This window comes from Marmoricola sp. Leaf446 (genome assembly GCF_001424755.1).
In the GTDB taxonomy this organism is placed as follows: Bacteria; Actinomycetota; Actinomycetes; order Propionibacteriales; family Nocardioidaceae; genus Marmoricola.
Window position 1 is genome coordinate 220,401 of the sequence record NZ_LMRF01000006.1, and the last position, 26,734, is coordinate 247,134.

Genomic DNA, 26,734 nt, shown 5'->3' on the forward strand with positions numbered 1-26,734 from the left:
GACCGGGGCAGGGTGGGCCGGTGAGCGACCCCTCCCCCGCCGACTCCCCGGCCCTCGCGCTCCCGCGGGCGCTGCTGCGCGCCGAGGCCCGTCGGAGCGTGACCGCGGCCGGGCGCCGCCGGCTGCTGCCCGCGCGCTGCCGGGTCGGTCGACCTGGCGGGCAGGCGGTGGAGCTGCCCGCGGAGGCCGACGCGTCCGACGCCGGCCTGCTGGCCGACCTGGTGGAGCGGGCGCTCGACGGGCTCGACCACCTCGCCCCGCCACCGGACGCGACCGGCCTCCCGGTGATCGCCTGGGTGGTGCGTTCGGGCGAGCTCCGGGCCGGCGACACCGACCTCGCCTGGGTGCGCGCGGCGCACAGCGGCTTCGCCCGGCACGGGCTGGTGCTGCCATGCTTCCTGGTCATCGGCCGCCACGGCTGGGTCGACCTGCTCCACGAGGCCGGTCACGAGTGGTCCCGGGTGCGGTCCTCCCGGTCCGGCGGCGGGGCCGGACGGACCTAGGAGGGCACCGGCCAGGTGTGCACCGGCTCGTTGGCGTGCATCCGCTCGCGGTACTCCAGCAGCGTCAGTCGCAGCGCCTCGTGGCGGTCGGTGCCGGACGCCTCGTGGGCGGCCACGCGGTCGATCGTCCAGGAGGCGCCGTTGCGCTGGAGCACGCACCGCTGCTCGATGATCCCCAGCAGCCGGTCGGCCTCGTCGCCGTCGACGCCCCACCGGGTGAGCCCGTCGCGAGCGACGGGCAGCAGCCGGCGCAGCAGCAGCTCGGTGGCCGGCACCTCGCCGACCCCCGGCCAGTAGACGCGGGCGTCGATGCCGTGCTGGGCGGCGACGTGGAAGTTCTCCTCGGCGGCCGAGAAGGACATCCGCGACCACACCGGCCGGTCGTCCTCGGCCAGGGCCCGCACCAGCCCGAAGTAGAGCGCCGCGTTGGCCATGGTGTCCACGACCGTCGGGCCGGCGGCGAGCACGCGGTTCTCGACCCGCAGGTGCGGGACGTCGTCGACGACGTCGTACACCGGGCGGTTCCAGCGGTAGATCGTGCCGTTGTGCAGCTTGAGCTCGGCCAGCGATGGCGTGCCGCCCCGCTCGAGGACCTCGACGGGGTCCTCGTCCTCGGTGATCGGCAGCAGCGCCGGGAAGTAGCGGACGTTCTCCTCGAACAGGTCGAAGATCGAGGTGATCCACCGCTCCCCGAACCACACCCGGGGGCGCACGCCCTGCTCCTTGAGCTCCTCGCTGCGGGTGTCGGTGGCCTGCTCGAACAGCGGGATCCGGGTCTCGTGCCACAGCTGGCGGCCGAGCAGGAACGGCGAGTTGGCGCCGACGGCGAGCTGGATGCCGCTGATCACCTGCGAGGCGTTCCAGTAGGCCGCGAAGTCGTCGGGGCTGACCTGGGCGTGCAGCTGCGTGCTGGTGCACGCCGCCTCCGGCATGATCGAGTCCGAGGTCGTCTGCAGCCGCTCGCGGCCCTGCACGTCGATGACGAGGTCCTCGCCGCGCGCCGCCAGGATCTGGTCGCTGAGCAGCTTGTAGCGCGGGTTGGGGCTGATCTTCGACGGGCTCAGGTGCCCCGGCTCCAGGGTCGGCAGGATGCCGATCATCACCATGTGGGCGTCGACCTCGTTGGCGCGCTCCTCGGCGTGGTTGAGGCTGGAGCGGAGGTCCTGCTCGTACTGCGTCGCGCCGCGGGCGTGCAGCGGTCGCGGCGGGATGTTGATCTCGAGGTTGAACTGCGCCAGCTCGGTCTGGAAGGCGGGGTCCGCGATGGCCTCCAGCGCCTCGGCCGACTTCAGCGAGGGGCGCCCCGCGTCGTCGACGAGGTTGAACTCGATCTCCATCCCGGTCATCGGGTCCTCGGCGTCGAAGCGCGACTCGCGCAGCATCCGTGCCAGCACGTCGAGGCAGCGCCGCACCTTCTCGCGGTGGCGCGTCCGGTCGCCCCGGGTGAACTCCTGAAGGTCGACCTCTTCTCCCATGCCGCGACCCTAGACGCAACCGGCCCGGCCCGCCGCCCCGCTCAGCCGCGGAACAGCGGCAGCTCCTCGCCGCGGGGCGGGCGCCAGGTCACCGGTGACACGGCTCCGAGCAGCAGCTGGGCGACGGACTCGGCGACCGGGTCGTCGGGATCGACCTCCACCGCGCGGTCCACCGCGCACCACGCGAGCGCCCCGTCGCCCGCCTGCCAGGCGGCGAGCGCCAGCACCCCGCACGCCCCGGGCAGCAGGCTCTCGGGGCAGCGCCGCACCAGCGCCCGCCACACCTCGACGTGGTGCTGCGCGTTGCTGCGCTCCACCTCGGCGAGGGCCACGTCGCGCACCTCGGCGACGCCGACCAGGGCGAGCACCCGCCCGGCGTCGGCGGCCGACATCGGCTCGCGGTCGAGCACCGAGCGGCGCAGCCGTCGTTGCAGCCAGCGCCCCTCGGGCCGCAGCACCGCGCGCACCGGCCGGGTGCTGAGCAGCAGGTCGTCGGCGGCCCGGGTGGCGGCCAGGGTCACCGCCGTCAGGTCGGCGTCGTCGGAGCCCACCAGGGACGCCGCCACCTCGTCGCGGTCGCGTCGCACCGTGCGGCCCTCGAAGACGTGGCGGGCGGTGAACGGGTGCGTGCTCAGGTCGTACGCCGTGCCCGGGTCGCCGTCCTCGGGCACCGGGAACCACCGCCCCTCCTCCACCCTCACCACGTCGAGCACGTCGACACCCACGGCGAGGAGCGCCTCGACCAGCAGCACCGCCTGCGACCGGGCCGCCTCGGCGTCGTCGGTGTGCAGCAGCACGGCGGCGCGACGGGTGCCGTGCTCGACGCACGGCGGCAGCAGCGTCGCCGCCACCTCCTGCTGCGAGCCCAGGTCGGTCGGCAGGTCGACGCGGGCGTGGAACCCCGGGCCGCCGTCCCCGAACGTCAGCAGCACGACGGAGTCGCGGGGGTGGAAGCCCATCACCAGCGGCGCCATCACGACCAGGTCGGTGGTCGAGCGGGCGACGTACGGCGCGGGGTCGGGGCGGGCGGCGGGCTCGTGAGAGGTCGTCATGGCCGCGACCCTCGCCCCGGCGGGGGCCTCGTGGGGCCCCGTGCCGCGGCCTGTGGACGACGGGCTCGGCCGGACGGCCTGTGGAGGCGGGGTGGCGCGTGCGACGATCGCTGACTGTGCGTGCCGAGCCGACGATCCTGCACCTGGATCTCGACGCGTTCTACGCCGCGGTGGAGCAGCGCGACAAGCCCTCGCTACGGGGCAAGCCGGTCGTCGTGGGGGGCACCGGCGGCCGCGGTGTCGTCGCCACCGCGTCCTACGAGGCACGTGCCTTCGGCGTCGGTTCGGCCATGTCGACCGCCGAGGCGCGCCGGCGGTGCCCCAACGCGGCCTTCCTCGGGGGCCGGTTCGACGCCTACCGCGAGGCGAGCACCGCGGTGATGCGCGCGCTCCGCGAGGTCAGCCCGGTGGTGGAGCCGCTGTCCCTCGACGAGGCCTACGTCGACCTCGAGGCCGCCGACCTGCCCGACCGGTCCGTGGCCTCGGTCAGCGCCCTGGCGCGGACGCTGCGGGCCCGGGTCGCGGAGGTCACCGGCGGGCTGACCGCCTCGGTCGGCATCGGCACCTCCAAGCTCGTCGCCAAGATCGCCTCCGACCTCGACAAGCCCGACGGGCTGGTGGTCGTGCCCCCGGGCCTGGAGCGCGACGTGCTGCGGCCGATGCAGGTGGTGGTCATCCCCGGCGTGGGGCCGGCCACCGCCGAGCGGCTGCGCCGGGCCGGGGTCCACACCGTCGAGGACCTCGAGCAGCTCTCCGCCGAGGAGCTGGTGAGCCTGCTCGGCCGGGCCCACGGCGCCGCGCTCCACGCCATGGCGCGGGCCGAGGACCCGCGTCCGGTCGAGCACACCCGGGAAGCCAAGTCGATCAGCGTCGAGGACACCTACGACACCGACCACGTCGACCCGCGGCTGATCTCGGCGCTGCTCGACCGGCAGTCGGCCAAGGTCACCGAGCGGCTGCGCAAGGCGCGGCTGTCGGGGCGGACGGTCTCGATCAAGGTGCGGCTGCACGACTTCTCCACCGTCAGCCGGTCCGCCACGCTCGCGGGTCCCAGCGACGACGGCCGGGTCATCGCCCGGGTGGCCCGCCAGCTGCTGCGCGAGCTGGACACCTCGGCCGGCGTACGCCTGCTCGGGGTGGGGGTCTCCGGGCTCGCCGACTGGATCCAGGAGGACCTGTTCGCCGACGAGGAGCAGACCCCGGTCGAGGTCGATCCCGACACCCAGGCGGCGCTGGACGCCGCCTCGCGCGGCCGCGGCTGGTGGCCCGGCATGGACGTCGAGCACGACGACCACGGCCGCGGCTGGGTGTGGGGCGCCGGGCGCGGGGTGGTCACGGTCCGCTTCGAGACCGCGGCCACCGGTCCGGGCCGGGTGCTGAGCCTCAAGGCCGACGACCCGGCGCTCCGGGCCCACGTGCGACCGCCGCCCGACGACCCCGCGCACGACCCGGCGGACGTCGCGCCCGACGTCACGGACGGGTGAGCCGGAACCGGACCTCGTCGCCGGGCGCGAGCTGGGCGCACCGGGCCACCGAGGCCGCGTCGAGCACCCCGACCACGGGGTAGCCGCCCGTCGTGGGGTGGTCGGCGAGGAACACCACCGGCTGCCCCCCGGGCGGCACCTGCACGGCGCCGAGCACCATGCCCTCGCTGGGCAGCTCCTGCCGCCGGGCCCACGTCAGGGCCGGCCCCTCGAGGCGCAGCCCGACGCGGTTGGAGGCGCTGCTCACGACGTACGCCGCCCGGCCGAGCGTCTCCAGGGCGGCAGCGTCGAGCCAGTCCTCGCGCGGTCCCACCGCCAGCTCGAGCGGGTCGCCCACCCGCGGCGGGACGGCCACGCCCACGGGCCGCGGCGCGCCGGGACGCTCCCCCACGGGCAGCTCGTCGCCCTCCTCGACCCGGGGCGGCCCCAGCCCCGAGAGCAGGTCGGAGGAGCGCGAGCCCAGCACCGGCTCGACCGCCACCCCACCGGCGACCGCGAGGTAGGCCCGCAGGCCCACCACGACCCGCCCCAGCTCGACGACCGCGCCGCGCGGGACCGCGACGGCGTCGCCCCAGTCGCGCGGTCGCCCGTCGACCACGAGCGGGACCTGCGCCCCGGTGACCGCGACCGTGGTGGCCGCGCCGACGCGCACCCGCAGGCCGCCGCCCAGGCACTCCAGCGTCGCGGCGGCCTCGTCGTTGCCGACCAGGCGGTTGGCCAGGCGGTGCGCGGGCAGGTCGAGCGCACCCGACCGCGGCACCCCGAGGTGGGCGTGGCCGACGCGACCCAGGTCGGTGACCAGCACCAGGCCGGCCAGCCGCTCGACCGTGAGCGAGGGGTCGGCGCCCGGCCTAGGCACGGGTGAACCTGACCGCCGTGCCGGGGCGCAGCAGCGCGGGCTCGGCCGACGTCGGGTCCCACAGCGTCGCCCGCGTGGTGCCGAGCAGCTGCCAGCCGCCCGGCGACTCCCGCGGGTAGACGCCGCAGAACTCGCCCGCCAGGCCCACCGCTCCGGCCGGGACCCGGGTCCGGGGCTCGTCACGCCGGGGCACGTGCAGCACCTCCGGCAGGCCCGCGAGGTAGGCGAACCCCGGCGCGAACCCGCAGAAGGCGACCCGCAGCTCGGCCCCCTGGTGCAGCTCGACCACCTCCGAGGTCGACAGCCCGGTCAGCCGCGCCACCTCGTCGAGGTCGGCACCGTCGTAGGTCACCGCCAGCTCGACCGCCCGCTCCTGCTCCGCGCCGAGCTCGACGTCGGCCCATGCGGCCAGGTCCGCGAGGACCGCCTCACGGTCGACAACCCCGTCGAGCAGCACCGTCGCAGCACCCGGCACGACCTCGTCGCACACCAGCAGCCCGGCCTCGCGACGTGCCCGCGCGGCGGCGGCGGTGGCGCGGACCTGCTCCGGCCCGGCGCACTCGAGCAGCAGGGCGTCGCGGCCGACCCGCAGCGGTGTCGGGAGCCCGGTCACGGCGCCGTCCACGGGCGGACGCGGACGCCTGCCGCGGCCAGCGCCTCCCGCACCGCACGGGCGGCCGCCACGGCGCCGGGAGAGTCGCCGTGGACGCACAGCGAGGCGACCGCGCGCTCGCCCCCGGCTCCGGACAGGGCCACCGCGTGGGCGGCCACCGCGTCGGCACCCTCGACCAGGGCACCCGGCTGGTCGCGGGGCACCAGCCGGCCCTCCGGCGTGTAGCCGCGGTCGGGGAACCCCTCGGGCACCGCGACCCGGCCGACGGCCCGGGCCTGACGCAGCACCGCCGAGCCGGGCAGGCCCAGCACGGGCAGCTCACCGCTGCCGGCCAGCACGGCCGCGGCCTGCTCCTCGTCGTCGACGACCCGGTTGTAGAGCGCCCCGTGCGGCTTGACGTACGCCACCTCGGTCCCGGCCGCGCGGGCCAGCCCCGACAGCACGCCGACCTGCTCCTCGACCCACCCGCGCAGCACCTCGGAGGCGACGTCGAGGCGGAGGCGGCCGAAGTGCTCGCGGTCGTCGTAGGAGACCTGGGCCCCCACCACCACGCCACGCTGCGCCGCGCCCTCGCAGACCGCGCGCATCGTGGGCACGTCGCCGGCGTGGAAGCCGCACGCCACGTTGGCGCTGGTGACCACGGCGAGCAGTCCCTCGTCGTCGGTGACCCCCTCGCCGAGGTCGGCGTTCAGGTCGACGTCCCGCAGCCAGCGCACGGGGCCAGTCTGCCCTCCGCGCCACGGCGGGAACACGTCACTGAGAAGTGACTGAGAAGTCGACTGGACCGCAACTCCCCGGGGTACCCGAGCGTCTGTAGCACCGAGGGGTCAGGACGAGGCCCCAACCCGACTCCGGTGGGAATCGCACCCCCTCCCCCGACGTTGGACAGCACAGGGCCGGCAACGCCGTCCCGCCTGTAGGAAGGGAAGCGAGTCCCAGATGACGACCACCAGCATCCGCAACGACCGTGAGATCGAGGGCCGCGACAGCGTCGGGCTCTACCTGGACGAGATCGCACGGACCCCCCTGCTCGACGCCGCGACCGAGGTCGAGCTGTCCAAGACCATCGAGGCCGGGCTGTTCGCGGCCAAGCTCCTCGAGGAGGGCCGCATCGGCCGACGCAAGGGCGGTGCCCCCAAGACGGCCAACGAGGCCGAGCTCCGCTGGATCATGGAGGAGGGCGAGCGCGCCATGCAGCGCTTCATCAACGCCAACCTCCGCCTGGTGGTCTCGATCGCCCGCAAGTACGGCCGCAGCCAGATGCCGATGCTCGACCTGATCCAGGAGGGCAACACCGGCCTGATCCGTGCGGTCGAGAAGTTCGACTACGCCAAGGGCTACAAGTTCTCCACCTACGCCACCTGGTGGGTGCGGCAGGCCATCACCCGCGGCATCGCCCAGCAGGCCCGCGTCGTGCGGCTCCCCGTCCACGTGGTCGAGGAGCTCAACCAGGTCGGCTCGGCCCGCCGCACGCTCGAGCGTCAGCTCGGCCGCGACCCCGAGCCCGAGGAGATCGCTGCCGAACTCGACATGGACCTCGACCGGGTCCTCGACCTGATGTCGTGGGGTCGTGACCACGTCAGCCTCGACACCCCGGTCGACGAGGACGGCGACACCTCGCTGGGCGACCTGATCGCCCAGGAGAGCGCCCCGGGTCCTGACCTGACCGTCCTCGACACCGAGTCGCGCGACCGGCTCAGCAACCTCGTCGGGCTGCTCGACGACCGGTCGGCAGACATCGTGCGTTCGCGCTACGGCCTGGTCGACGGCCGGCAGCACAAGCTGGCCGACATCGGAGCCCGTCACGGCATCTCGGCCGAGCGCGTGCGTCAGCTCGAGCGCGAGGCGATCACCAAGCTCCGCAAGATCGCCGACCCCGACCTGGCCGCCTAGCTCGTCCCCGGGCCCTGGTCCGGACGCACCGCCTCGAAGACCTCCACGACCCGGTCGTGGAGGTCTTCGCGCGTCCCGGAGTTCTCGATGACGTGCGTGGCGATGGCGCGCCGCTGCTCCCGGGTCGCCTGGGCGGCGACCCGGCTGCGAGCGTCGTCGTGCGTCCAGCCGCGGTCCTGCACCATCCGCTCGAGCTGCAGCTCCTCGGGGACGTCGACCACCACCACGTGGTCGAAGTCGCCGCCGCGGTCGTTCTCGGTCAGCAGCGGGATGTCGTGCACCACCACCGCCCCGGCGGGCGCCTGCGCCTCGAGCTCGACGATGCGTTCGTAGACCAGCGGATGGACGATCCGCTCCAGCCGCCGTCGCGCGTCGGCATCGGCGAAGACCAGGCGGCCGACGGCCGGACGGTCCAGCCGTCCGTCCTCGGTCAGCACGTCCTGGCCGAACTCCGCCACGACGGCGTCCAGCCCGGGGGTGCCGGGCTCGACGACCTCGCGGGCGAGGACGTCGGCGTCGATCACGACCGCACCCAGCTCGCTCAGCATCGCGGCGACGGTGCTCTTGCCCGACGCCACCCCCCCGGTGAGTCCCACGCGCGTCGTCATGGGCCGATCATGGCCCAGACCGAGGCGCGGACCACGCCCGGACGCGCGCGTCGCCCCGGCGCCGGTGGCGCCGGGGCGTGGCACGGGTCAGCTGTCGCCGCTGCCGGTCTTCTCGCGCAGCCGCTCGATGTGCTCGGAGGCCTCGGCCTTGTTGAGGTCGGCCGGGATCTCCTCGCCCGCCTGGCGGGCCAGGTTGTCGAGGTAGCTGCGCTGCGGGCCGGTCATCGGCTCGTCGCCGGTGACCCACTCCTGGGGGTCGCGCTCGGCGCCGGACTCCGGCGTGGGGCTGCCGAGGGTCTCGCCCTCGCGGCGGTCGTGGGTGTCGGTCTCGGGGTGCTGTTCGCTCATGTGTTCGAGAGTACCCACCCGGTCCGACACCACTCCCCGGCGCTGCTGAACGGGGTTGAGACGATCGGGGCGTGCCTGCGAGAGAGCTCCCGACCCTGCGGCCCCGCGACCGGGTCGCGCTGCTGCTGACCGGCTCCCCGGCGTACGTCGACCTCGTGCTGTCGCTGCTGCGCCGCGGCGTGTTCTGCGTGCCGATGGACGTCGGACTCACCCCCGCCGAGCGCGCGCCCCTCCTGGAGGACGTCGATCCGGTGCTGGTCGTCGAGGACCAGGAGCACCTCGAGGCGCTGCTGGCGGCCCACCCCGACGACCCGGCGCTCGGGCCGCCCCGCGGGCGGCCGGTGCACCTCACGAGCGGCACCACCGGACGACCCAAGGGCGTCTGGTCGGGGCTGCTCGACGCGACCGACGGCGCGGCGCTGGCCGCCGAGGAGCGCGACCTGTGGGGCTTCGCGGTCGACGACGTCAACCTGGTGCTCAGCCCGCTGCACCACTCCGCCCCGCTGCGCTTCGCGCTGGGCACCCGACTGGCCGGGGGCCGCGTCGTGGTGCCCGGGCCGTTCGACGCCGGACGGGTGACGCGGGCGATCGAGCAGGAGCGGCCGACGACCATGTTCTGCGTGCCGGCGCACCTGCAGCGGCTGTTCGCCCACTGGGACGCGGTCGGGGTTCCGGACCTCGGCAGCTTCCGGCTGGTGGCCCACGCCGGCGCACCCTGCCCCGACCACGTCAAGCGGCGGCTGGTCGAGCTGTTCCCGCCGAGGAGCACGTGGGAGTTCTACGGGTCCACCGAGGGCCAGTTCACCGCCTGCCGCAGCGAGGAGTGGCTGGAGCACCCCGGCACGCTCGGACCGGCTCGTCCCGGACGGACGATGACGGTCGACGACGACGGCCGGCTGTGGTGCGTGGTCCCGCCCCACGCACGGTTCGCGTACCTCAACGCGCCCGAGAAGACCGCGGCCGCGTGGCGCGAGACGCCCGACGGCCCGGCCTTCACCGTCGGGGACCTCGGACACGTCGACGAGGACGGCCACGTGCGGCTCGACGGACGGCGCGAGGACCTGGTCATCAGCGGCGGCGTCAACGTCTATCCCGCCGAGGTCGAGCGCGCCCTGGCCGAGGTCGAGGGCGTGGTCGACGTCGCGGTCTTCGGGGTGCCCGACGACACCTGGGGCCAGCGGGTCTGCGCGGCGGTGGTCGGCGACGTGGACGAGGCGACCCTGCGGCAGCACGCCCGCACGCGGCTCGCCCCCGCCAAGCGACCCAAGGACTACCACCACCTCGGCGAGCTCCCCCGCACCCCCACCGGCAAGGTCCGTCGGCTCGACCTGCCCGGGCTGACCGAGTCCGGCGGGGACGCCTGATGGGCTTCACCCGCGCCGAGCTCGCGTCGTTCCAGGACGCGGTGGTGCCCGACCTGCTCCCCCGCCCCGACGTGCCGCTGCGACTGCTCTTCGTCGGCATCAACCCCGGCCTGTGGACCGCTGCCACCCAGACCCACTTCGCCCACCCGGGCAACCGGTTCTACCCCGCGCTGCTGCGGGCCGGGGTGCTCGAGCAGCCCGTGGACCCCTCGGCGGGCATGACCGACGCCGACCGCGTCCGCTTCACCTCCCGCGGGCTCGGCATCACCAACCTCGCGCCCCGCGCCACGGCCAAGGCGTCGGAGCTGACGACCGAGGAGCTGCGGGCGGGAGGGGCGCGGCTGCGCGAGCTGGTGCGCTCGCGGCGACCCGCCGTCGTCGCGGTGGCCGGCGTCACGGCGTACCGCCAGGCCTTCGGCGTCCGCACCGCCCAGGTCGGCCCTCAGCCCGAGCCGCTCGAGGGGGCCGAGCTGTGGGTGGTGCCCAACCCCAGTGGGCTCAACGCGCACGAGACCACGGCCACCCTGGCCCAGGCGTACGCCGCCCCGGCACGCGCCGCCGGTCTGCTGCCGCCACTGGCAGGAAATAACCGGTCAGTGACCTGACTGCCACTCGTGGCACAGATCGAGCGGTAGCAGAGTTACTGCCATGGCCGAGACACTGCTGATCTGGATCCTGTTCCTCACCGCCCTCGCCGTCATCGGCGTCGCCGTGCACGACGTGGTGACCGACCGCCCCGGCCGCCGCCACGAGCCGCCGCGCAGCCACCCGCGTGACCCGTTCTCGGGCGCGCGCCGCCTCTGACCCGCCCCGGACGCACCTCAGCCCGGCCCCACGCGGGGACCGGGCTGAGGTGTGCGGTGCGAGCGGAGGCTAGTTGCCGCCGCCGGTGAGCTTCTCGCGCAGTGCCTGCAGCGCCTCGTCGGAGGCGAGCGAGCCGCTGCCGCCGCCACCGTCGGTGTCGCCACCGGTGACGTCGTCGCCGCCGGAGGAGTACGACGTGGCCTCGCCGGCCTCGGCCTCGGCGACCTTGGCGTCGGCCTGCTGCTTGACGTGCTGCTCCCAGCGGGCGTGCGCCTGGGCGTACTGGTCCTCCCAGACCTTGCGCTGGTCCTCGAAGCCCTCGAGCCACTCACCCGTGTCGGGGTCGAAGCCCTCGGGGTAGATGTAGTTGCCCTGGTCGTCGTAGGTCGCGGCCATGCCGTAGAGCGTCGGGTCGAACTCCTCGACCTCGGTCGCGGCGGCGGTCTCGTTGGCCTGCTTGAGCGACAGCGAGATCCGGCGACGCTCGAGGTCGATGTCGATGATCTTGACCATGACGTCGTCGTTGACCTGGACGACCTGCTCGGGGATCTCCACGTGGCGCTCGGCCAGCTCGGAGATGTGCACCAGGCCCTCGATGCCCTCCTCGACACGGACGAACGAGCCAAAGGGCACCAGCTTGGTGACCTTGCCGGGCACGATCTGACCGATCTGGTGGGTGCGGGCGAAGTGCTGCCAGGGGTCCTCCTGGGTCGCCTTGAGCGACAGCGACACGCGCTCGCGGTCCATGTCGACGTCGAGCACCTCGACGGTGACCTCGTCGCCGACGGTGACGACCTCGGACGGGTGGTCGATGTGCTTCCACGACAGCTCGGAGACGTGGACCAGGCCGTCGACGCCACCGAGGTCCACGAAGGCACCGAAGTTGACGATCGAGGACACGACACCCTTGCGGATCTGGCCCTTCTGGAGCTGGGTGAGGAAGCCGTGGCGGACCTCGGACTGGGTCTGCTCGAGCCAGGCGCGACGCGACAGGACCACGTTGTTGCGGTTCTTGTCGAGCTCGATGATCTTGGCCTCGAGCGTCTGGCCGACGTAGGGCTGCAGGTCGCGCACGCGGCGCATCTCCACCAGCGAGGCGGGCAGGAAGCCGCGCAGGCCGATGTCGAGGATGAGGCCGCCCTTGACGACCTCGATGACGGTGCCCTCGACGACGCCGTCCTCCTCCTTGACCTGCTCGATGGTGCCCCAGGCGCGCTCGTACTGGGCGCGCTTCTTGGACAGGATCAGGCGGCCTTCCTTGTCCTCCTTCTGGAGGACGAGGGCCTCGACCAGGTCGCCGACGGAGACGACCTCGTTGGGGTCGACGTCGTGCTTGATCGACAGCTCGCGCGAGGGGATGACGCCCTCGGTCTTGTAGCCGATGTCCAGCAGGACCTCGTCGCGGTCGACCTTGACGATGGTGCCTTCGACGATGTCGCCGTCGTTGAAGTACTTGATCGTCGCGTCGATGGCGGCGAGGAAGTCCTCCTCGCTCCCGATGTCGTTGACTGCGACCTGCGGGGCGTCGGAGGAGAGAGTGGGGGTGCTCGTCATGAGGTGATGGGAACCTTCGGGTGGATGATGGGTCGTGCGGGCACGCACAGAGGTCGGTTTCACCACCGGGCTCCAGGACCGAGGACCGTGACGGTCACCGCCTGGGCCGTGAGCGAGCGAGTGTCTGCTCTGTCCGAGACGACGCAGACCTCTGGCGCAGTGTGCGAGTCTACGCGCCCCCGGGTCCGAGCGTCCAACCGGCGGCTCGCGCCAGGAGCGCGGTGGCCCGCAGGCACGCCCCGGTGCCGTCAGCCCGCCCCGCCAGGTCGATCAGGGCCGCCAGGTCGGCGGCCTCCGCCCGGGCCACCACGTCGTCGGGCACCCCCGGCACGATCGAGGCGTACGCCGCCAGCACCGCCTCGCGGAGCACCGGCTCGGTCGCGTGCCGCAGCAGGTTGCCGAGGTCCTCCCAGGGACCGCCGGCGTGGGCGAACTCCCAGTCCACCAGGCCGGTCACCTCGAGGGTGCTGCGCTCGAGCAGCACGTTGTGCGGGTTGAGGTCGCCGTGCACCAGCACCCGACGGGTCTCCCCCGCCAGCAGGTCCTCCGCGTCGTCCACGACCGGCGCGAGCGCCTCGGCCAGGCCGTCGGGCAGCGCGGGCGCCGCCGCCTCCAGCAACCGGTCCAGGCCCGGCAGCGGCTCCTCGGCCGCCAGCCTCCGGTCGGTGAACCGGCCCGCGCGGGGCTGCACCGCGAGCCCGAGGCGTCCGGCTATCACGCCCAGCTGCTCCCCCACCCGACGCAGGGCCGCCCCGTCGAGGTCGGGGACCACCTCGCTGAGCTGCTCCCCGGGCAGGTGGGAGGTGACGAGCAGCCCGGGCAGGTCGTGCGCCGGGTCGCCCCGACGGACCTCCAGCACGGTCGGGACGGGCAGCACCCCGCGGACGAGCTCGAGGACGGCGGCGTCGATCTCGGGGGCCAACGGGCCACGGGCGGCCGAGCGGGCGCCGTACAGGCGGAGGACGGTGTGCTCGCCGCCCGACCCGGCCAGGAAGGTCTCGCCGCTCGCGCCCCCGGGCAGCGGCGTCAGCGACGTCGGGAAGCCCGGGGAGCCGTCGTCGTCCTGCACGGGCCGAGCCTGCCACGGGGTGCGGTCCCGTCTAGGGTCGGCGGGTGTCCGGAGTCCGACCTGAGCGCCGTCCCGTCGACGAGGCCGAGTCGTTGCGCGCCAACCGCGCCGACTGGGACGCCTACGCCGACGAGTACCAGTCGACCCACGGGGAGTTCCTCGGCGACGCCGGCTTCCTTTGGGGGCCCGAGGGCGTCCGCGAGGACGACGTGCACGTGCTCGGCGAGGTCGTCGGGCGCGACGTGCTGGAGATCGGCAGTGGCGCCGGCCAGTGCTCGCGGTGGGTGCTGCAGCACGGCGGTCGACCGGTGGCCATCGACGTCTCGATGCGACAGCTGCAGCACAGTCGGCGCATCGACCTCGAGCACGACGTCGCGGTGCCCAGCCTGTGCGCCTCGGCGGCCGGGCTGCCGTTCCGCGACGACAGCTTCGACATCGTCTTCTCCGCCTTCGGCGCGCTGCAGTTCGTCGCCGACGCGAGCGCCTTGGTGGGAGACGTGGCGCGGGTGCTGCGGCCCGGCGGCATCTTCGCCTTCTCCGTCACCCACCCCACGCGGTGGATGTTCCCCGACGACCCCGGCGAGGAGGGCCTCGTGGCCTCGCAGTCCTACTGGGACCGCACGCCCTACGTCGAGGTCGACGACGAGACCGGCGAGACGCGGTACGTCGAGCACCACCGCACCCTGGGCGACTGGGTCGCGGCCCTGACCCGCCACGGGCTGCACCTCACCGCGTTGCTCGAGCCCCAGTGGCCCGAGGACCACGACCGCACCTGGGGCGGCTGGTCACGGGTGCGCGGGGTGCTCACCCCGGGGACGGCGATCTTCCGGGCCCGCCGGGCCTGAGGCTGCGGCCGGGCGCGACCGCGGACCCGGCTCGCGCCGGGCCCCGAACCACCCGTCAGACGCGGGTCGGTTCGCGGTCGTCCGCGTCGGCCACGTGGGCGCCACCCGAGCGGCGGCCGCGCCGCAGAAGCAGGACGCCGGCGAGGATGACGAGCAGCCCGGCGACGATGCCGATGATCGGCACCCAGAAGGTGATCAGCTTGAGGCTGGCGGCGTTGTCCTTGGCGTCCTCGACGTTGGCGGCCACCTGCGCGTCGGTGAAGGCGAGCTGCAGGTCGAGCACCTTGTCGCCACTGGCGAGGTAGCGCTGCTGGTCATCGATCTGGTTGATGATCGACCCCGTCGCGGGGTCGACCCAGATCTCCTTGGCGTCGTCGTAGGTGCCGTCGACGCCCTCCGCGATCTGGATCTCCGCGTCCTGGACCGACACCTCGTAGACGTTGACCTCGAGGCCGCGCACCGTCTCGGTGCGGTCGAACACGGCCGGCACGTCGTCGCCGACGGCGCCGTCCCAGTAGGGGTAGGTCTTCTTGGCCGCGTCGAAGGGCCACTTGTTGATGACGCCGGAGTGCGGCACCGCGTCGGCCGGCAGCGCGTCGCTGTCGACGGCCAGGGCGGTCTTGCGGTCGGTGGCGAAGGTGTCGGTCGAGGCCGTCACCAGCCGAGGGTCGTCGCCGTCCACGCAGTCGGGGGCGTCGTCGACGTCGATGACGAGGCACTGGCTGCTGGCGAACAGCACGACGGAGTCCGTGGAGTTCTCGCTGTCGGCCTTGGTGATGCTCTCGGCCTTGGCGGGGTTCTGCTCCAGCTCGCCGGTCGAGGTGTTCAGCTTCTCGACCTGCCCCTCGAGGCGCGTGGTCGAGTCCACGTCCAGCGGGGTCTTCTTCACCACGCCCGGCGCCCAGATCAGGGCCACCAACCCGGCCACGAGCAGGAACGCGCCCAGCGCGAACAACAACGGCGCCAACTTGCGCATTCTGTCCCCTCCCAAGGATTTGTCTCGAGACCTTAACCCGCCGGTAACACAGGGGCAGCACCCGTCACCGTGTCGTTACGCAACTGGTCCGTACCAGTGGGCCGCCTCCGTGTCCGGGCGGGTGGGAGGATGCGCTCCATGACGTCCGCCGCCTCTGTCGACACCCGGGCGGGCGACGGTCCGGCACGGGACGACGACGACTCGGGGCCGGGCCGGGACCGAAGCCGGACGACGGCTCGGACGCTGGCCCGTGCGGCGGGCCGCGTCCGCACCCCGGCCGGCGTCGTGGGAGCAGGACTCGCTCTCGTGGTGGCGGCCGTGGGGTTCCGCGCCTGGGTCGTCTACCCCGCGTTCTTCTTCCTCGACGACTACGTCTACCTCGACGACGCCGGCAGCGCGGACCTCGGTCCAGCGTGGCTGGCCGAGCCGTACAACGGCCACGTCATGCCGGGTGCCCGGCTGCTCATCATGCTCGTGGCACGCGGCGGACCGGTCGACTGGCCGCTCGCAGCCACCACGTCGCTCGTGCTCCAGGCCTGCGCAGGCCTGGCCATGCTCTGGACCCTGGTCCGCGTCTTCGGACCGCGTCCAGGTGTCCTCGTGCCGCTGGCCGTCTACCTCAGCACGGCGATCACCGTGCCGGGCTTCGTCTGGTGGGCCGCGGCGATCAACCTGGTGCCCGTGCAGGTCGCGCTCACCCTCGCTGTCGGCTCGTGGGTCTGCGCCATGCGCACCCGGGAACCGCGCTGGGTCATCCTGGTCGCGGCATGGGTGACGCTGGGCCTGTGCTTCGACGTCCGGGCGGTGCTGACGCTTCCCGTGCTCGCCTTCGTCTCCCTGGCGTACTTCGCTCACGGCGGTCCGCTGCGTCGTGCGGCCGTCGTCCTCGGTGCACGCCGTCCGGCGATCGCCGTGCTGGCCGCCCTGGGGGGTGCCTACACCGCCTACTACCTCACGCAGGTGGAGCAGATCACCACGCGCCCGTCCGTCTCCGTGGTCGCAGCCCTCGCCGGCGACGTGTACGGCCGGACGTTGCCGACCGGGATCCTCGGCGGACCGTGGCGTTGGTACGACCCCGCGCCACCGACGGCGCTCGCCGACCCTCCCCCGCTGCTGGTGGCACTCACGTGGTGCGTCCTCCTCGTCGTGGTCGCGTGGATCGCGCTGCGACGCAGCCGGACCCTGCGGGCGTGGGTCCCCTTGGTCGGCTACGTCGCCGCCCTGGTCTGGCTGGTGGCCAGCACCCGGTCGTCCGCCGCGCAGGTGGCAGGCCTGGAGTACCGGTTCCTGACCGAGGCCGGGGTGCTGCTCGCGCTGGGCCTGGGCCTGGCCACGATGCCGCTACCGGGTGCCGTGGAGAGCAGCTCGGCGCGACAGCGTCCGCTCGTCGCGCCGCCCCCTCGAGTCCTGGTGGCTGCCCTGACCACGGCAGTCGTGCTGGGCGGCACCTGGAGCGCCGCGACGTACGCGCACGTGTGGCACACCCGCAACGACAGCGAGCCGTTCGTGCGGCGGCTCGCAGCCGACCTGTCCGCCGCCGGCCCGGTCGACGTGGCCGAGCTGCGCACCCGGGATGGGGTGCTCTCCGAGCTCGTGTTCCCCCGCAACAACACGCGCACCCTTGCCGCGCCGCTGTCCGGGGACGTGTCGTTCCCGCCGGTGTCGGACGACCTGCACGTGGTCGACGACGACGGTGCCCTGTCCAAGGCCGCGGTCGACCCCACGGTGCGTTCGGCGCCTGGTCCCGTTCCCGGGTGCGGATGGCTCGTCGACGGTCCTGCCCTGACCGTTCCCCTCGACGGCACGGCACCCGCTGGGCTGTCGTGGTTGCGTGTCGGCTACCTCCTCGGGAGCGACACCTCGGCCACGCTGGTCGCGGGTGGCGTTGCGGTCGAGGTGGACCTGGAGGCCGGTCTGCAGAGCCTGTTCGTGCGCCACAACGGCGATTTCGACGAGATCCGGCTGACGGGCCTGCCCGCAGGCACGAACCTGTGCGTCGACGTCGTCGAGGTGGGCGACCTCGTGCCGTTCGGACCGGCGTGAGCGGCACCGTCGCGGCCCCGCGCCACGACTTCCCGGTCCTCGACTCGCTCCGCGCCGTCGGGGCTCTCGCGGTGCTCACCACGCACACCGCCTTCTGGGCCGGCTCCTACACGGCGCACGGTGTCTGGGGCACGGTCCTTGCCCGACTCGACGTCGGCGTGGCGATCTTCTTCGTGCTCTCCGGCTTCCTGCTCTCCCGCGGGTGGATCGCCGCGGCGACCGAGGACACGCCCGCCCCAGCGGTGGGCCGCTACCTGTGGAGACGGCTGCTGCGCATCCTGCCCGTGTACGCCGTGACGGTGGTGCTCGCGCTCGGCCTGATCCGGGCCAACTCCGGACGCGGTCCCCTCGACTGGCTGGGCACCTTGCTGCTGCTCGACACCTTCACCGGCCCCCGCCTCCCCGACGGCCTCACGCAGATGTGGAGCCTGGCCGTGGAGGCGACCTTCTACCTCGCTCTCCCCCTGTTGATGACGATCGGCCTGGGACGTCGTCGCCGGACGGGCCGACGTCCCGGGTGGCGCCCCGCGCGACTGCTCGTGCTTCTGGCGTCCCTGCTCGCGACATCGGTGGCGTGGCACCTCTGGGTGGCGCCCGCCCTCACCGATCGGGTCCCGGGCCAGCCGGGTCAGTGGCTGCCGGCGTACCTGACCTGGTTCGCCGCCGGTATCGGGCTCGCTCTGGTGCACGATCTCCACACCCGCAGCGCTTGGCCTCGGCTGACGGCCCCGGTGGTGGCTCTCGGCCGGCAGCCGGGGGTCTGCTGGGCCCTGGCAGGCGGGCTGCTGCTGCTCAGCGCGACGCCACTCGCCGGTCCGTCGATGCTGGCCCCCGCCACCGCAGGGCAAGGCGTCTTCAAGCACCTGGTCTACGCAGGCATCGGCACGGTCGTCGTGCTGACCGGCGTCTTCTGCGAGGACGGCCTGTTCCGGCAGGTGTTCTCCTCGCGGCCCCTCCGCCACCTGGGGCTGACCTCCTACAGCCTGTTCTGCCTCCACCTCCCGGTCCTGCACCTGGTGATGTGGCTGACCGGGTGGAAGCTCTTCCAGGGCAACCTCGCCGGCATCTTCCTGCTCACCGTCGTGGCGAGCCTGGTCGCGGCCGAGATCGCCTACAGGTGCGTCGAGCGGCCGGCCATGCGCCTGCGCAGCTGGCGCCCCGGCCGGCAGGCTGCCACGGGCACTGCGAGCACGGAGGTGAGCGCGAGGTAGTGCGGCCAGGCCAGTGTCCCGGCCCAGGGCCCGAGCTGGCCCCAGGGAAGCAGCAGGTAGGCCACCGACGCGACCATCACGGGCGCCCCGGCCACGACCAGAAGGACAGCACGACCGGTCTGCGGCAGCAACCACCCGGCAACGGCCACGGCAAGGCCCACCGCGGCACCCGGGGCTCCTGCGAGCAGGGCCCCGGCCAGCACGGCGATCGTGCCGCCCGCCACAGGCGGGAGGGTGGCGGCCCGCAGCTCGGGCAGGCGGGATCCCGGCCCTCGTCGGCCCACGCCCAGGAGCCATGACACGGCCCCGACCAGGACCAGAGCGGCCAGCAGCCCCCCGGCCATGCCGAGCCGGTAGGTGGTGTCGGGGGCGAACCGAGCACGTACCGGCCCACTGCCGGCCACCTCGAAGCCCTGCCGCCAGCCGTCGACCGTGACCGGGCGCAGCTGCCGCCCGTCCTGGGTCGCCGACCAGCCCGAGTTGACGTTCTGCTGCAGGTCGAGGACGCCGGTCGGGACTGACGACTCGGCAGCGACCTGGACCGGCCCGTCACGCCGCACCACCGACGCCGTGGCGGCGGGGGGCTGCCAACCGTCGCGACGCAGTACGAGAGCGCGGGCTCGGAAGGTCGACGAGGGCGTCAGCACCACATCGGTGGCTCCCGGCGGAAGACCCACGGTGCCGGTGGTCCGGCCTCGGGGTGAGGTGCCGAGCACCGCCCCGGGGCGGCAGAGCACTGCCGGCAACGCCTCGTTCCGGTAGATGGCCGCGTCGGAGGCCCGCACGCTCGAGGGACGCGTCACGCCTCCCACACCAACGGCAGGTCCGCTCCCGCAGCCGCGGTCGAGCACCCGTTCCGACGGGCGCAGCGGCAACAGGCCTTCACCGTCGAAGCGGATCTCGGAGATACCGACACCGACACGTCCGTCGTCGGACGCGGCGAGGTCCTCGACCGCCTCGACCTCGTCCACGGACACGCGGAGCTGCCGCACGCGGATCGCGGGGAAGCGTGCATCCCCGTCCTCGCCCAGTCTCACCGCACGCTCCCCGTCGGGCCAGGTCAGGGTCACCCGGAGGGGGCGTGCAGCCGGGACCGTGTCGGGAAGCGAGAGCCGCACGCCGGTGATGCGTTGCGGGCGCAACCACCCGAAGGACAGCGCCGGGCGTTCGTCGTCCGCGTCGGCCGACCAGCTCGTGCCGGGATCGCCGTCCACGGCCGCCGCCGCCGACGCCCGCAGGTCGGCGACGCCCGTCGACGAGGCCGTCACGTTCACCGGCTGCGCCGAGGAGAGCAGTGCGTCGAGTGCTGCTCCCGGCCGGGGAGTCACGCTCAGCTCGGGTCGGTACTGCGCCCCGACCGGGAGGCGCACGCGGCGGTGGGCCACCCCCGGCTCCTCGCTGGCCACCGCCTGATCCGGACGGCACCGCACCTGCTCGTCGATCTCGGCGCACCCGGTGCGGGGGTCGAGGTCGGGACGGAGCACGACGGCGTCCACAGGACCGGCAGCCTCCGGAAGGGCCGGGAGGTCGAGGCGGCGATCGACGTCGAGGCCGTCGACCTCGACCTCGGCGAGCGCCAGGCCCCCGGTATCGCCCACGGTCTCGACCCCCACCCAGTCGGTCACCCCACCGTCCAGCTCGACCCGACGTCGCTCGCCCGGGTCCAGGCTCACCAGTGCCGAGACACTTCCCTGCGTGCGCACCCGCAGCTGGGTGCCGGGTTCACCGCTCGCCCCGCCGATGAGCCGCACCTCGTCGACGGAACGCGGCGTCGACAGCTGCAGGCGCCACCGGTCGCGTCCGGTGGCGGCCCGGTCGGACGTCCACTCCGTCGTCGGGTCACCGTCGAGGGCGGCGTAGGGCAGCTGACCGCGGCGCGACCCACCGGCGGCCCCCGCATCACTGGCAGACGACGACGCGGAGACGCTCCTGGCCCCGACGAGCCGAGCTCGCGTCGACCACCGGTCCTGGCCTGCGGCCAGGTAGTCCCGCCTCGGGTTGCCCGTTCGTCGAGAGTCCCCCGGGGTCGAGGTGGGCGAGGCCCCGTCGTGCAGGCGGGCGAAGTCGCGCTCCCGGGCACGCAGACCATCGGTCAGCACGAGACCCGCGGTCGCCGATGCCTGCACGCGGTCCTCGGGCAGGTCAGCGGCGAGCACGGTGGGACCGGCGCCGACCACGTCCAGGTCGAGCAGGTCGGTCAGGTCCTCGGGTCCACCTGCGACGACCACGGGCGGGCCGGTACGACCAGCCGGACCGGGAGGGACCTCGAACACCTCCACCGCGGGGTACTCCCGCTGCCAGCCGCCGTCCACGACCAACCGCGTCTCGCCGTCGAACAGGAACGCACGCGACCCCACGGCCGGGCCGAAGCGGGCCACCCGTTCCACCCCGGGGCTGTCGTCGAGCGCCTGGTGGACCAGGACCGGGTCGGGCACGTCGTCGCCGGGCACCAGGTCGTTGCGCACCACGAGGTGGCGGACACCGGCTCGCTGGAGGTACTGCACCAGCGCCGCCGACCCCTCGCCCTGGGCGAGGGCCGCCTCGATCCGGTCGAGCATCCGGATGTTGCCCGGGGGCGTCAGCGGGATCACGTTGCGGACGGCCCAGTCCACACCGGTGAGGTACTGGAGCGGCTCGTCCCGAGGCGTGCCCCACAGGTACCTGGCGAAGCCAGACCCCGGAGCCAGCAAGGTGGTCCCCTGCTGGGCGTTGTCGTCCAGCCAGGCCGCCGTCGCGCGCCAGTACCCCGGCACCTCCAGCACCGGGTTGGACGGTGCCAGCCGGGTCGCGAGAGCCGGGCTGGCGGCGACCACCACCGAGAGCATCGCCACGCCGACCGCGATGCCGCGGTTGATGCGCTCGGACCGGGGGGCGGTCCCCCTGCCAGCAGCCCGCGCTCCTGCCCACAGCCCCTCGACCGCGACCGCGAGACCGACCACCAGGGGCAACCGCACGGCGGGGTCGAACTTGTGGACGTTGCGCAGCGGCGCGAGCGCGCCGTCCAGGAGGTCGCCCAGCCACGCCGCACCCAGGCCCTGCACGCTGCCCTGGTGGCCCGCGGTCACCATGAGCAGGCCCACGAGCACCGAGAGCGAGAGGAACAGCCGGTGCGGGTTGCGTCGCCAGGCGATGCCCGCCAGCCCCAGCCCGACGAGCACGGCACCGTTGACCGCGAGGTACCCCTGGGTGAGCAGCTCGTTGCCTGCACGCGACTCGGCCGACACGTAGGGGACCCAGTTGCTGGTCCCCCGCAGGGCGTCGAAGAGGGTGGTCGGGAAGGTGGTGATCGAGCTGCTCTCGATGAAGTCCAGGAACGGCGGGCTGTAGGCACCCAGCGTGAACAGCGGCACCAGCCACCACAGCGTGCCGAGCAGCGTGAAGACGGGCCACCACAGCAGCAGCTCGCGGCGACGCCGGCCCCGCGAGCGGGTGAGGAGCCAGACCACCCCGAGCGGGAGGACGGCGAAGGTCGCCGCCGCGTTGACGCCGCCGACCATGGCGACGGCCAGCGCCGACAGGGCCGCGGCCCTGCGGGGCGATCCCGACCGTGACCCGAGGACCAGGGGCAGCAGCACCCAGGGGGCGACCGCGCTGGGCCACGCCTCGATCGAGATCGGCCCGATGGTGGTGAGCATGCGGGGCGAGAGGGCGTAGGCGAACGCGGCGAGCAGGGTCGCCAGGTCCGACCGGACACCGAGCGCCTGCACGAGCCTGGAGCACCCGACGAAGGCCACGCACAGCACCAGCGCCCACCAGCCGCGCTGCACGGCCCACCCGGGGACGCCGAGCACGTCGCCCAGCCAGAAGAACGGCCCCATCGGCCACAGGTAGCCGTAGGCCTGGTTCTGCAGCTGGCCGAACGTCCCGGCCGGGTCCCAGAGGTGCAGCGAGCGGGCCAGGAAGCCGCCGGGGTCGACCGCCAGGTCGAACTTGGTGTCGGCGACCAGGAGTCCCGGCGACTGCACGAACGCCAGGCCCGCGAGCAGGGCGCAGCCGGCCAGCAGGCGCAGGCGAGTCGGGCCTGCTGCCGTGCGCGACGCCGCGGGTGCCGCGGCGCTCACCGCTTGCGCAGCACGATCACGAGGTTCCACGTCAGGACCTCGCGCAGGACGGGCACCCGGAGCAGCCACCACGTCCAGCGCGGGTTGTAGCGCGGCAGGAGTGCGACCACCTCGGCGTCCTGCTGGCGGGAGACCCACCGGAGGGCGTCGCGCACGGTCACCGCGAACAGCGACTCGCCGTACCGGTTCTTGGGCTCGTGCCCGTGGCGGCGCAGGTAGCGGCGGCGGGCGTGGCGCCCGCCCAGGAAGTGCCACGGTGCGGTCTCGTGGCCGCCGTGCGGGCCCCACCACAGGGTCCAGCTGAGGAAGACGGTGCCCGAGGACCGGGTCACCCGCACCATCTCGTCGGCCATGAGCCAGGGGTCGGGCACGTGCTCGAGCACGTTGCTGGAGTAGCAGACGTCGAAGGCGGCGTCGCGGAAGGGCAGCCGCATGCCACTGCCCAGGACGGTGCCCCGGTCCACGTCACCGGCACCCGCGAGCTCCCCCGCGTCGGCGTCGAGGGCGAGGTAGCTGGCGCCCCGCCCCTCGAAGGCCGACCGGAAGTATCCCGGGCCGCCCCCCACGTCGAGCATGAGCGCGCCCCGCAGGTCGGCGAAGTGGTCGAGCTGGGCGGCCGAGTCCTCGGCGAGGGCCCCGTAGAAGCGCGCGGGGTCGGTCTGCTCGTGGCGGAACTCCCCGAGCAGACGCACCGCGCGCGACGTCGTCGGCCGCCACCCACCGCCCTGAGGCGTGCGTACGGCGTCTCGGGGGGTGGACACGCGGGCGAGCGTACCCGGGGGTCTACCGTGGCGCGCATGTCAGCCCTGGAACCCCTCGACGGCGCTCACGTCGTCTTCCTGAGCTGGCGTGACACCCGCAACCCCGAGGGCGGAGGGGCCGAGCGCTACCTCGAGCAGATTGCCGCCGGGCTCGTGCACCGCGGCGCCGACGTCACGATCTTCTGCGCCGCGCACGCCGCAGCTCCCCCGGACGAGGTGGTCGACGGGATCAGGTTCGTGCGCCGCGGCTCCAAGCTCTCGGTGTACGCCGCCGGCGTGCGGGCGCTGCGCCGTGGCGACCTCGGCCGACCGGACCTGGTCGTGGACGTCCAGAACGGCCTGCCCTTCTTCTCCCGGCTCGCCACCCGGGCACCCGTCGTCGTCCTGGTGCACCACGTGCACCGCGAGCAGTGGCCGGTCGTCTACCCGGGCCTCGTCGGCCGCGTCGGGTGGTGGATCGAGCACCGGCTGGCACCGCGCCTGTACCGACGCAGCCAGTACGTCGCCGTGTCCCGCGCCACCCGCTCGGAGCTGCGCGAGCTCGGGGTGCGCGGCCCGCGCATCGCCGTGGTGCACAACGGCACCGACCCGCTCGTGCCGACCGGGCAGGGCAAGGCGCCCGAGCCGGTGGTCGCGGTGGTCGGCCGGCTGGTGCCCCACAAGCAGGTGGAGCACGCCGTGGACGCGGTCGCCGCGCTGCAGGCAGAGCTCCCGGGGCTACGCCTGCACGTCGTCGGCAGCGGCTGGTGGGAGGGCGAGCTGCACGAGTACGCCGCCGCGCACGCGCCCGGGCTCGCCGTCTTCGAGGGCCACGTCGACGAGCGGCGCAAGCACGAGGTCTACCAGGAGGCGTGGGTCCTGGCCCTGCCGTCGCTTAAGGAGGGGTGGGGCCTCGTCGTGGGCGAGGCCGGCATGCACCGCACGCCGGCGGTCGCCTATGCGAGCGCGGGCGGGACCCGCGAGTCGATCGCCGACGGCGTCTCCGGACTGCTCGTCGACGAGCCCGCGGAGTTCACCGGCGCGCTCCGTCGCGTGCTGCAGGACGCAGACCTGCGCGCGAGGCTGGGCGAGGGGGCACAGCGGATGAGCCACGCCTACACCTGGGAGCACGCACAGGAGTCCTTTGCGGTGGTCCTCCGCGAGGTGCTGGCCGGTCGGCGTATCGAGAGCCAGGACCCCGACGAGACGTGAGCGTCCGTCGTCGGCCAGCAGGTCGGGCTCGGGGGTCAGGGGTGGATCAGGTGTTGCTGCCGTAGTCGATCGCGACCGGCGCGGTGACGTCCACCGGCGACTTGGCCGGGGGGCTCGTCTGCGAGCTCACCAGACCGACGACGCTGACGGCGGCGACGGCGCCGCCTGCGAGAACACTGACAACGGTCGTCACGAGCGACGAACCCACCATTTTTGACCTCCCTGAGTCAGGGCAGACCGTAGCAAGGAAGTCGGACTTCTCACGCATCCACCCGTGCGCGGCGCCGGCGCCAGGTCTGGACCAGGCCGGCCACCGCTCCGCCGAGCCCCACCACGACGTACGCCGCCCAGGCGACCGCCATCACGGCCCACCAGCCACGCGGGGGCGGGGCGGGCGTCACCGGCCCGAGGGCGAGCACCTGCAGCTCCGGCCCGTGGTGCACCACCCGCCCCGTGACCACCGGCGCCGCACCGGCACCGCGCTCGACCACGACGAGGCCCACCCCCTCCTCACGGAGGGCGATCGCCCGCCCGCGCGGGTCCGCCTCCTCCAGGGCCCGCCCCACCCGCGCGGCCCGGGGGTCCTCCCCCGGCAGCTCGACGCCGTCGACCGAGAGCGCGTCGTCGGCGACCACGTCGATCCCGAGGTAACGACCGGTGGGGTCCAGGACCTTCCGGTCGCCGTTCCACGCGGGCTGCCGGTAGCTCGAGAACGGCAGCAGCACCGCGTCGCCGTCCTGCCTCGACGCCACCGCGTCCCGCACGGCCTCCCGAGCCACGGCGTGGTCCGGCGGGTAGTCGGTGGGCACCAGGCGACCGCCCGCGCCCCAGGCGACGCCGGGGAGCAGCGCGATCGGGAGCAGCGCCACGACGACGCCCGCCCCCGGCCTCGCCGGCCGGGGCAGGACCTGGACGAGCCGGCCGGCACCCTCGCCGACCAGCAGCGCCAGCACCGGCGCCGTCAGCGCCAGCAGCCGGGTGGTGTCCCGCACCAGGCCGCCACCCGGCACCGTCGCGGCGAGCCAGCCCACGGCCCCCGGCGCCGCCCACGACAGCACCGCGACCGCCCAGCCCAGCACGGCGCAGGCCGCCAGACCCGCTGCGGCGCGACCCCCCAGGTGCCTCCGCAGGCCGGCGACGCCGAGCGCGGCCAGGCCGACCAGCACGACCAACGCCAGCCAGCCCAGGGCGCCGGTCCGGGCGTCGGGCACGACCTCGGCGTTCCAGATCCCGCCCAGCGTGAGCGCCGCGAGGGGACCGGGCACGGCGCCCTCGTCGTGCAGGGCGAACTGCGCCGCACCGCCGGCGTCGGAGGTCGCGACCCCCACGTGCAGCAACCCGGACGCCAGCCACGGCGCGTTCGCGAGCACCACCACCACCACGACGTACGCCGCGCGGCGGACCCGCAGCACGAGCGCCAGCACCACGGCCAGGACCGCCAGCACCACCCCGGTGCTGGCCGACAGGCTCCCCAGGGGCAGCAGCCACAGCAGCCGCAGGGGCAGCCGACCGTCGCGGCGCCAGGACCGGAGCGCGAGCACCACCCACGGCGCCACCGCGTAGCCGACCAGCACGGGCCAGTGACCCATGGTCAGCCGCTCCACCACGAACGGATTCCACAGGTAGACCGAGGCCGTCACGAGGCGCACCACCACCGACGGGCGGGCGAGCCTCGCGACCCCGGTCCCGGCGCCGAGGAGGCAGCCGAGCAGCACGACCTTCTGGAGCAGCGCCCCGGGCACGACCTCGTCGAGCACGGCCACGACCGCGTCCGACGGGACGGCCCTCGGGAGGGCCGAGCCGACACCGAGCGCGTCGCGCGTCAGGGCCAGGTCGGGCACCCACACCATGTCGTAGGTCAGCACGAAGCCGGGCGAGAGCACCGGTCCCAGCAGCAGCACCGACAGCAGGACGACCCACAGGTCCGGCAGCAGCGTGCGGCTCCGGGCGCCGGCGTGCGGGTGGGTCGCCATGGCTCACCTCCTGCCGTGCGGTCGAGCAGATCCAACCACCTACACCG

Annotated in this window: 24 protein-coding genes; 10 read left to right on the top strand and 14 right to left on the bottom strand. The window is 74.1% G+C overall.

Features of this window, described 5'->3' with window-relative positions; all coding sequences use genetic code 11:
* Positions 1 to 20: 20 nt before the first annotated feature.
* Complete coding sequence (locus ASG49_RS15685; protein ID WP_056543641.1) at positions 21 to 503, top strand: hypothetical protein; 483 nt, start codon at positions 21 to 23, stop codon at positions 501 to 503.
* On the opposite strand, the gene ASG49_RS15690 is transcribed toward ASG49_RS15685, so the two are convergent.
* Together ASG49_RS15690 and ASG49_RS15695 are read right to left on the bottom strand one after the other, a co-directional pair.
* Positions 500 to 1,978, bottom strand: coding sequence for a hypothetical protein (locus tag ASG49_RS15690; RefSeq protein WP_056543644.1), 1,479 nt, complete (start codon positions 1,976 to 1,978; stop codon positions 500 to 502). The genes ASG49_RS15685 and ASG49_RS15690 overlap by 4 nt on opposite strands.
* 41 nt (positions 1,979 to 2,019) lie before the next feature.
* Complete coding sequence (locus ASG49_RS15695; protein ID WP_056543647.1) at positions 2,020 to 3,030, bottom strand: DUF4192 domain-containing protein; 1,011 nt, start codon at positions 3,028 to 3,030, stop codon at positions 2,020 to 2,022.
* Between the two features lie 116 nt (positions 3,031 to 3,146).
* Between ASG49_RS15695 and ASG49_RS15700 the strand changes: the two genes are divergently transcribed.
* Complete coding sequence (locus tag ASG49_RS15700; protein WP_056543650.1) at positions 3,147 to 4,514, top strand: DNA polymerase IV; 1,368 nt, start codon at positions 3,147 to 3,149, stop codon at positions 4,512 to 4,514.
* On the opposite strand, the gene ASG49_RS15705 is transcribed toward ASG49_RS15700, so the two are convergent.
* The 3 genes from ASG49_RS15705 to ASG49_RS15715 are packed head-to-tail and all read right to left on the bottom strand — an operon-like array spanning position 4,501 to position 6,693.
* Positions 4,501 to 5,373: a biotin-dependent carboxyltransferase family protein gene (locus tag ASG49_RS15705; protein ID WP_056543653.1), complete on the bottom strand. Its 873-nt coding sequence runs from the start codon at positions 5,371 to 5,373 to the stop codon at positions 4,501 to 4,503. The genes ASG49_RS15700 and ASG49_RS15705 overlap by 14 nt on opposite strands.
* Positions 5,366 to 5,986: a 5-oxoprolinase subunit PxpB gene (gene pxpB, locus ASG49_RS15710; RefSeq protein ID WP_082534253.1), complete on the bottom strand. Its 621-nt coding sequence runs from the start codon at positions 5,984 to 5,986 to the stop codon at positions 5,366 to 5,368. The genes ASG49_RS15705 and pxpB overlap by 8 nt, the downstream gene beginning before the upstream one ends.
* On the bottom strand, positions 5,983 to 6,693 hold the full coding sequence (locus ASG49_RS15715; RefSeq protein WP_056544918.1) for a 5-oxoprolinase subunit PxpA: 711 nt from the start codon (positions 6,691 to 6,693) through the stop codon (positions 5,983 to 5,985). The genes pxpB and ASG49_RS15715 overlap by 4 nt, the downstream gene beginning before the upstream one ends.
* A 232-nt stretch (positions 6,694 to 6,925) precedes the next feature.
* Between ASG49_RS15715 and ASG49_RS15720 the strand changes: the two genes are divergently transcribed.
* Positions 6,926 to 7,879 carry an RNA polymerase sigma factor RpoD/SigA gene (locus ASG49_RS15720; RefSeq protein WP_056543655.1) on the top strand — a complete coding sequence of 318 codons (954 nt, stop codon included), beginning with the start codon at positions 6,926 to 6,928 and terminating at the stop codon, positions 7,877 to 7,879.
* Here ASG49_RS15720 and coaE read toward each other — a convergent pair.
* Positions 7,876 to 8,487: a dephospho-CoA kinase gene (coaE, locus tag ASG49_RS15725; RefSeq protein ID WP_200936354.1), complete on the bottom strand. Its 612-nt coding sequence runs from the start codon at positions 8,485 to 8,487 to the stop codon at positions 7,876 to 7,878. The two genes, ASG49_RS15720 and coaE, sit on opposite strands and share 4 nt — an antisense overlap.
* Positions 8,488 to 8,574: 87 nt before the next feature.
* On the bottom strand, positions 8,575 to 8,835 hold the full coding sequence (locus ASG49_RS15730) for a DUF3072 domain-containing protein (RefSeq protein ID WP_056543658.1): 261 nt from the start codon (positions 8,833 to 8,835) through the stop codon (positions 8,575 to 8,577).
* Between the two features lie 71 nt (positions 8,836 to 8,906).
* Here ASG49_RS15730 and ASG49_RS15735 point away from each other — a divergent pair, with 71 nt between their 5' ends.
* Genes ASG49_RS15735 through ASG49_RS18730 form a run of 3 tightly spaced genes read left to right on the top strand, consistent with a single transcriptional unit; the run spans position 8,907 to position 11,003 of the window.
* Positions 8,907 to 10,199 (top strand): class I adenylate-forming enzyme family protein, encoded by a 1,293-nt coding sequence (locus ASG49_RS15735; RefSeq protein WP_056543661.1) that lies wholly within the window; start codon positions 8,907 to 8,909, stop codon positions 10,197 to 10,199.
* Positions 10,199 to 10,804 (top strand): mismatch-specific DNA-glycosylase, encoded by a 606-nt coding sequence (locus tag ASG49_RS15740; RefSeq protein ID WP_056543664.1) that lies wholly within the window; start codon positions 10,199 to 10,201, stop codon positions 10,802 to 10,804. Before ASG49_RS15735 ends, ASG49_RS15740 begins: the two co-directional genes overlap by 1 nt.
* Positions 10,805 to 10,847: 43 nt before the next feature.
* Positions 10,848 to 11,003 (top strand): hypothetical protein, encoded by a 156-nt coding sequence (locus ASG49_RS18730; protein ID WP_156384382.1) that lies wholly within the window; start codon positions 10,848 to 10,850, stop codon positions 11,001 to 11,003.
* Between the two features lie 69 nt (positions 11,004 to 11,072).
* Here ASG49_RS18730 and rpsA read toward each other — a convergent pair whose 3' ends face one another.
* Entirely contained in the window at positions 11,073 to 12,557 is a 1,485-nt protein-coding gene (gene rpsA / locus ASG49_RS15745; protein WP_056543667.1) for a 30S ribosomal protein S1, read from the bottom strand.
* Positions 12,558 to 12,726: 169 nt separating this feature from the next.
* Positions 12,727 to 13,626 (bottom strand): phosphotransferase family protein, encoded by a 900-nt coding sequence (locus ASG49_RS15750; RefSeq protein ID WP_056543670.1) that lies wholly within the window; start codon positions 13,624 to 13,626, stop codon positions 12,727 to 12,729.
* A gap of 44 nt (positions 13,627 to 13,670) precedes the next feature.
* On the opposite strand from ASG49_RS15750, the gene ASG49_RS15755 reads away from it, so the two are divergent.
* On the top strand, positions 13,671 to 14,471 hold the full coding sequence (locus tag ASG49_RS15755) for a class I SAM-dependent methyltransferase (RefSeq protein ID WP_056543674.1): 801 nt from the start codon (positions 13,671 to 13,673) through the stop codon (positions 14,469 to 14,471).
* 55 nt (positions 14,472 to 14,526) lie between these two features.
* Here ASG49_RS15755 and ASG49_RS15760 read toward each other — a convergent pair whose 3' ends face one another.
* Positions 14,527 to 15,447, bottom strand: a complete 921-nt coding sequence (locus ASG49_RS15760) for a DUF3068 domain-containing protein (RefSeq protein WP_082534197.1) — start codon at positions 15,445 to 15,447, stop codon at positions 14,527 to 14,529.
* Positions 15,448 to 15,732: 285 nt separating this feature from the next.
* Here ASG49_RS15760 and ASG49_RS18950 point away from each other — a divergent pair, with 285 nt between their 5' ends.
* Together ASG49_RS18950 and ASG49_RS18955 are read left to right on the top strand one after the other, a co-directional pair.
* Complete coding sequence (locus ASG49_RS18950) at positions 15,733 to 17,490, top strand: hypothetical protein (protein ID WP_162244536.1); 1,758 nt, start codon at positions 15,733 to 15,735, stop codon at positions 17,488 to 17,490.
* The gene (locus ASG49_RS18955; protein ID WP_162244537.1) at positions 17,487 to 18,701 is read left to right on the top strand and encodes an acyltransferase; all 1,215 of its coding nucleotides are present in this window, start codon (positions 17,487 to 17,489) and stop codon (positions 18,699 to 18,701) included. The genes ASG49_RS18950 and ASG49_RS18955 overlap by 4 nt, the downstream gene beginning before the upstream one ends.
* Here the strand turns inward: ASG49_RS18955 and ASG49_RS15770 are convergent.
* Together ASG49_RS15770 and ASG49_RS15775 are read right to left on the bottom strand one after the other, a co-directional pair.
* Positions 18,602 to 22,762 carry an alpha-(1->3)-arabinofuranosyltransferase family protein gene (locus ASG49_RS15770; RefSeq protein ID WP_056543681.1) on the bottom strand — a complete coding sequence of 1,387 codons (4,161 nt, stop codon included), beginning with the start codon at positions 22,760 to 22,762 and terminating at the stop codon, positions 18,602 to 18,604. The genes ASG49_RS18955 and ASG49_RS15770 overlap by 100 nt on opposite strands.
* Positions 22,759 to 23,523: a class I SAM-dependent methyltransferase gene (locus ASG49_RS15775; protein WP_056543684.1), complete on the bottom strand. Its 765-nt coding sequence runs from the start codon at positions 23,521 to 23,523 to the stop codon at positions 22,759 to 22,761. Before ASG49_RS15775 ends, ASG49_RS15770 begins: the two co-directional genes overlap by 4 nt.
* Positions 23,524 to 23,559: 36 nt before the next feature.
* Between ASG49_RS15775 and ASG49_RS15780 the strand changes: the two genes are divergently transcribed.
* Complete coding sequence (locus ASG49_RS15780) at positions 23,560 to 24,714, top strand: glycosyltransferase family 4 protein (RefSeq protein ID WP_056543687.1); 1,155 nt, start codon at positions 23,560 to 23,562, stop codon at positions 24,712 to 24,714.
* 46 nt (positions 24,715 to 24,760) lie between these two features.
* Here the strand turns inward: ASG49_RS15780 and ASG49_RS18735 are convergent, their stop codons facing one another.
* Complete coding sequence (locus ASG49_RS18735) at positions 24,761 to 24,907, bottom strand: hypothetical protein (RefSeq protein ID WP_156384383.1); 147 nt, start codon at positions 24,905 to 24,907, stop codon at positions 24,761 to 24,763.
* A gap of 67 nt (positions 24,908 to 24,974) precedes the next feature.
* The gene (locus tag ASG49_RS15785) at positions 24,975 to 26,687 is read right to left on the bottom strand and encodes a hypothetical protein (protein WP_056543690.1); all 1,713 of its coding nucleotides are present in this window, start codon (positions 26,685 to 26,687) and stop codon (positions 24,975 to 24,977) included.
* Positions 26,688 to 26,734 lie beyond the last annotated feature (47 nt).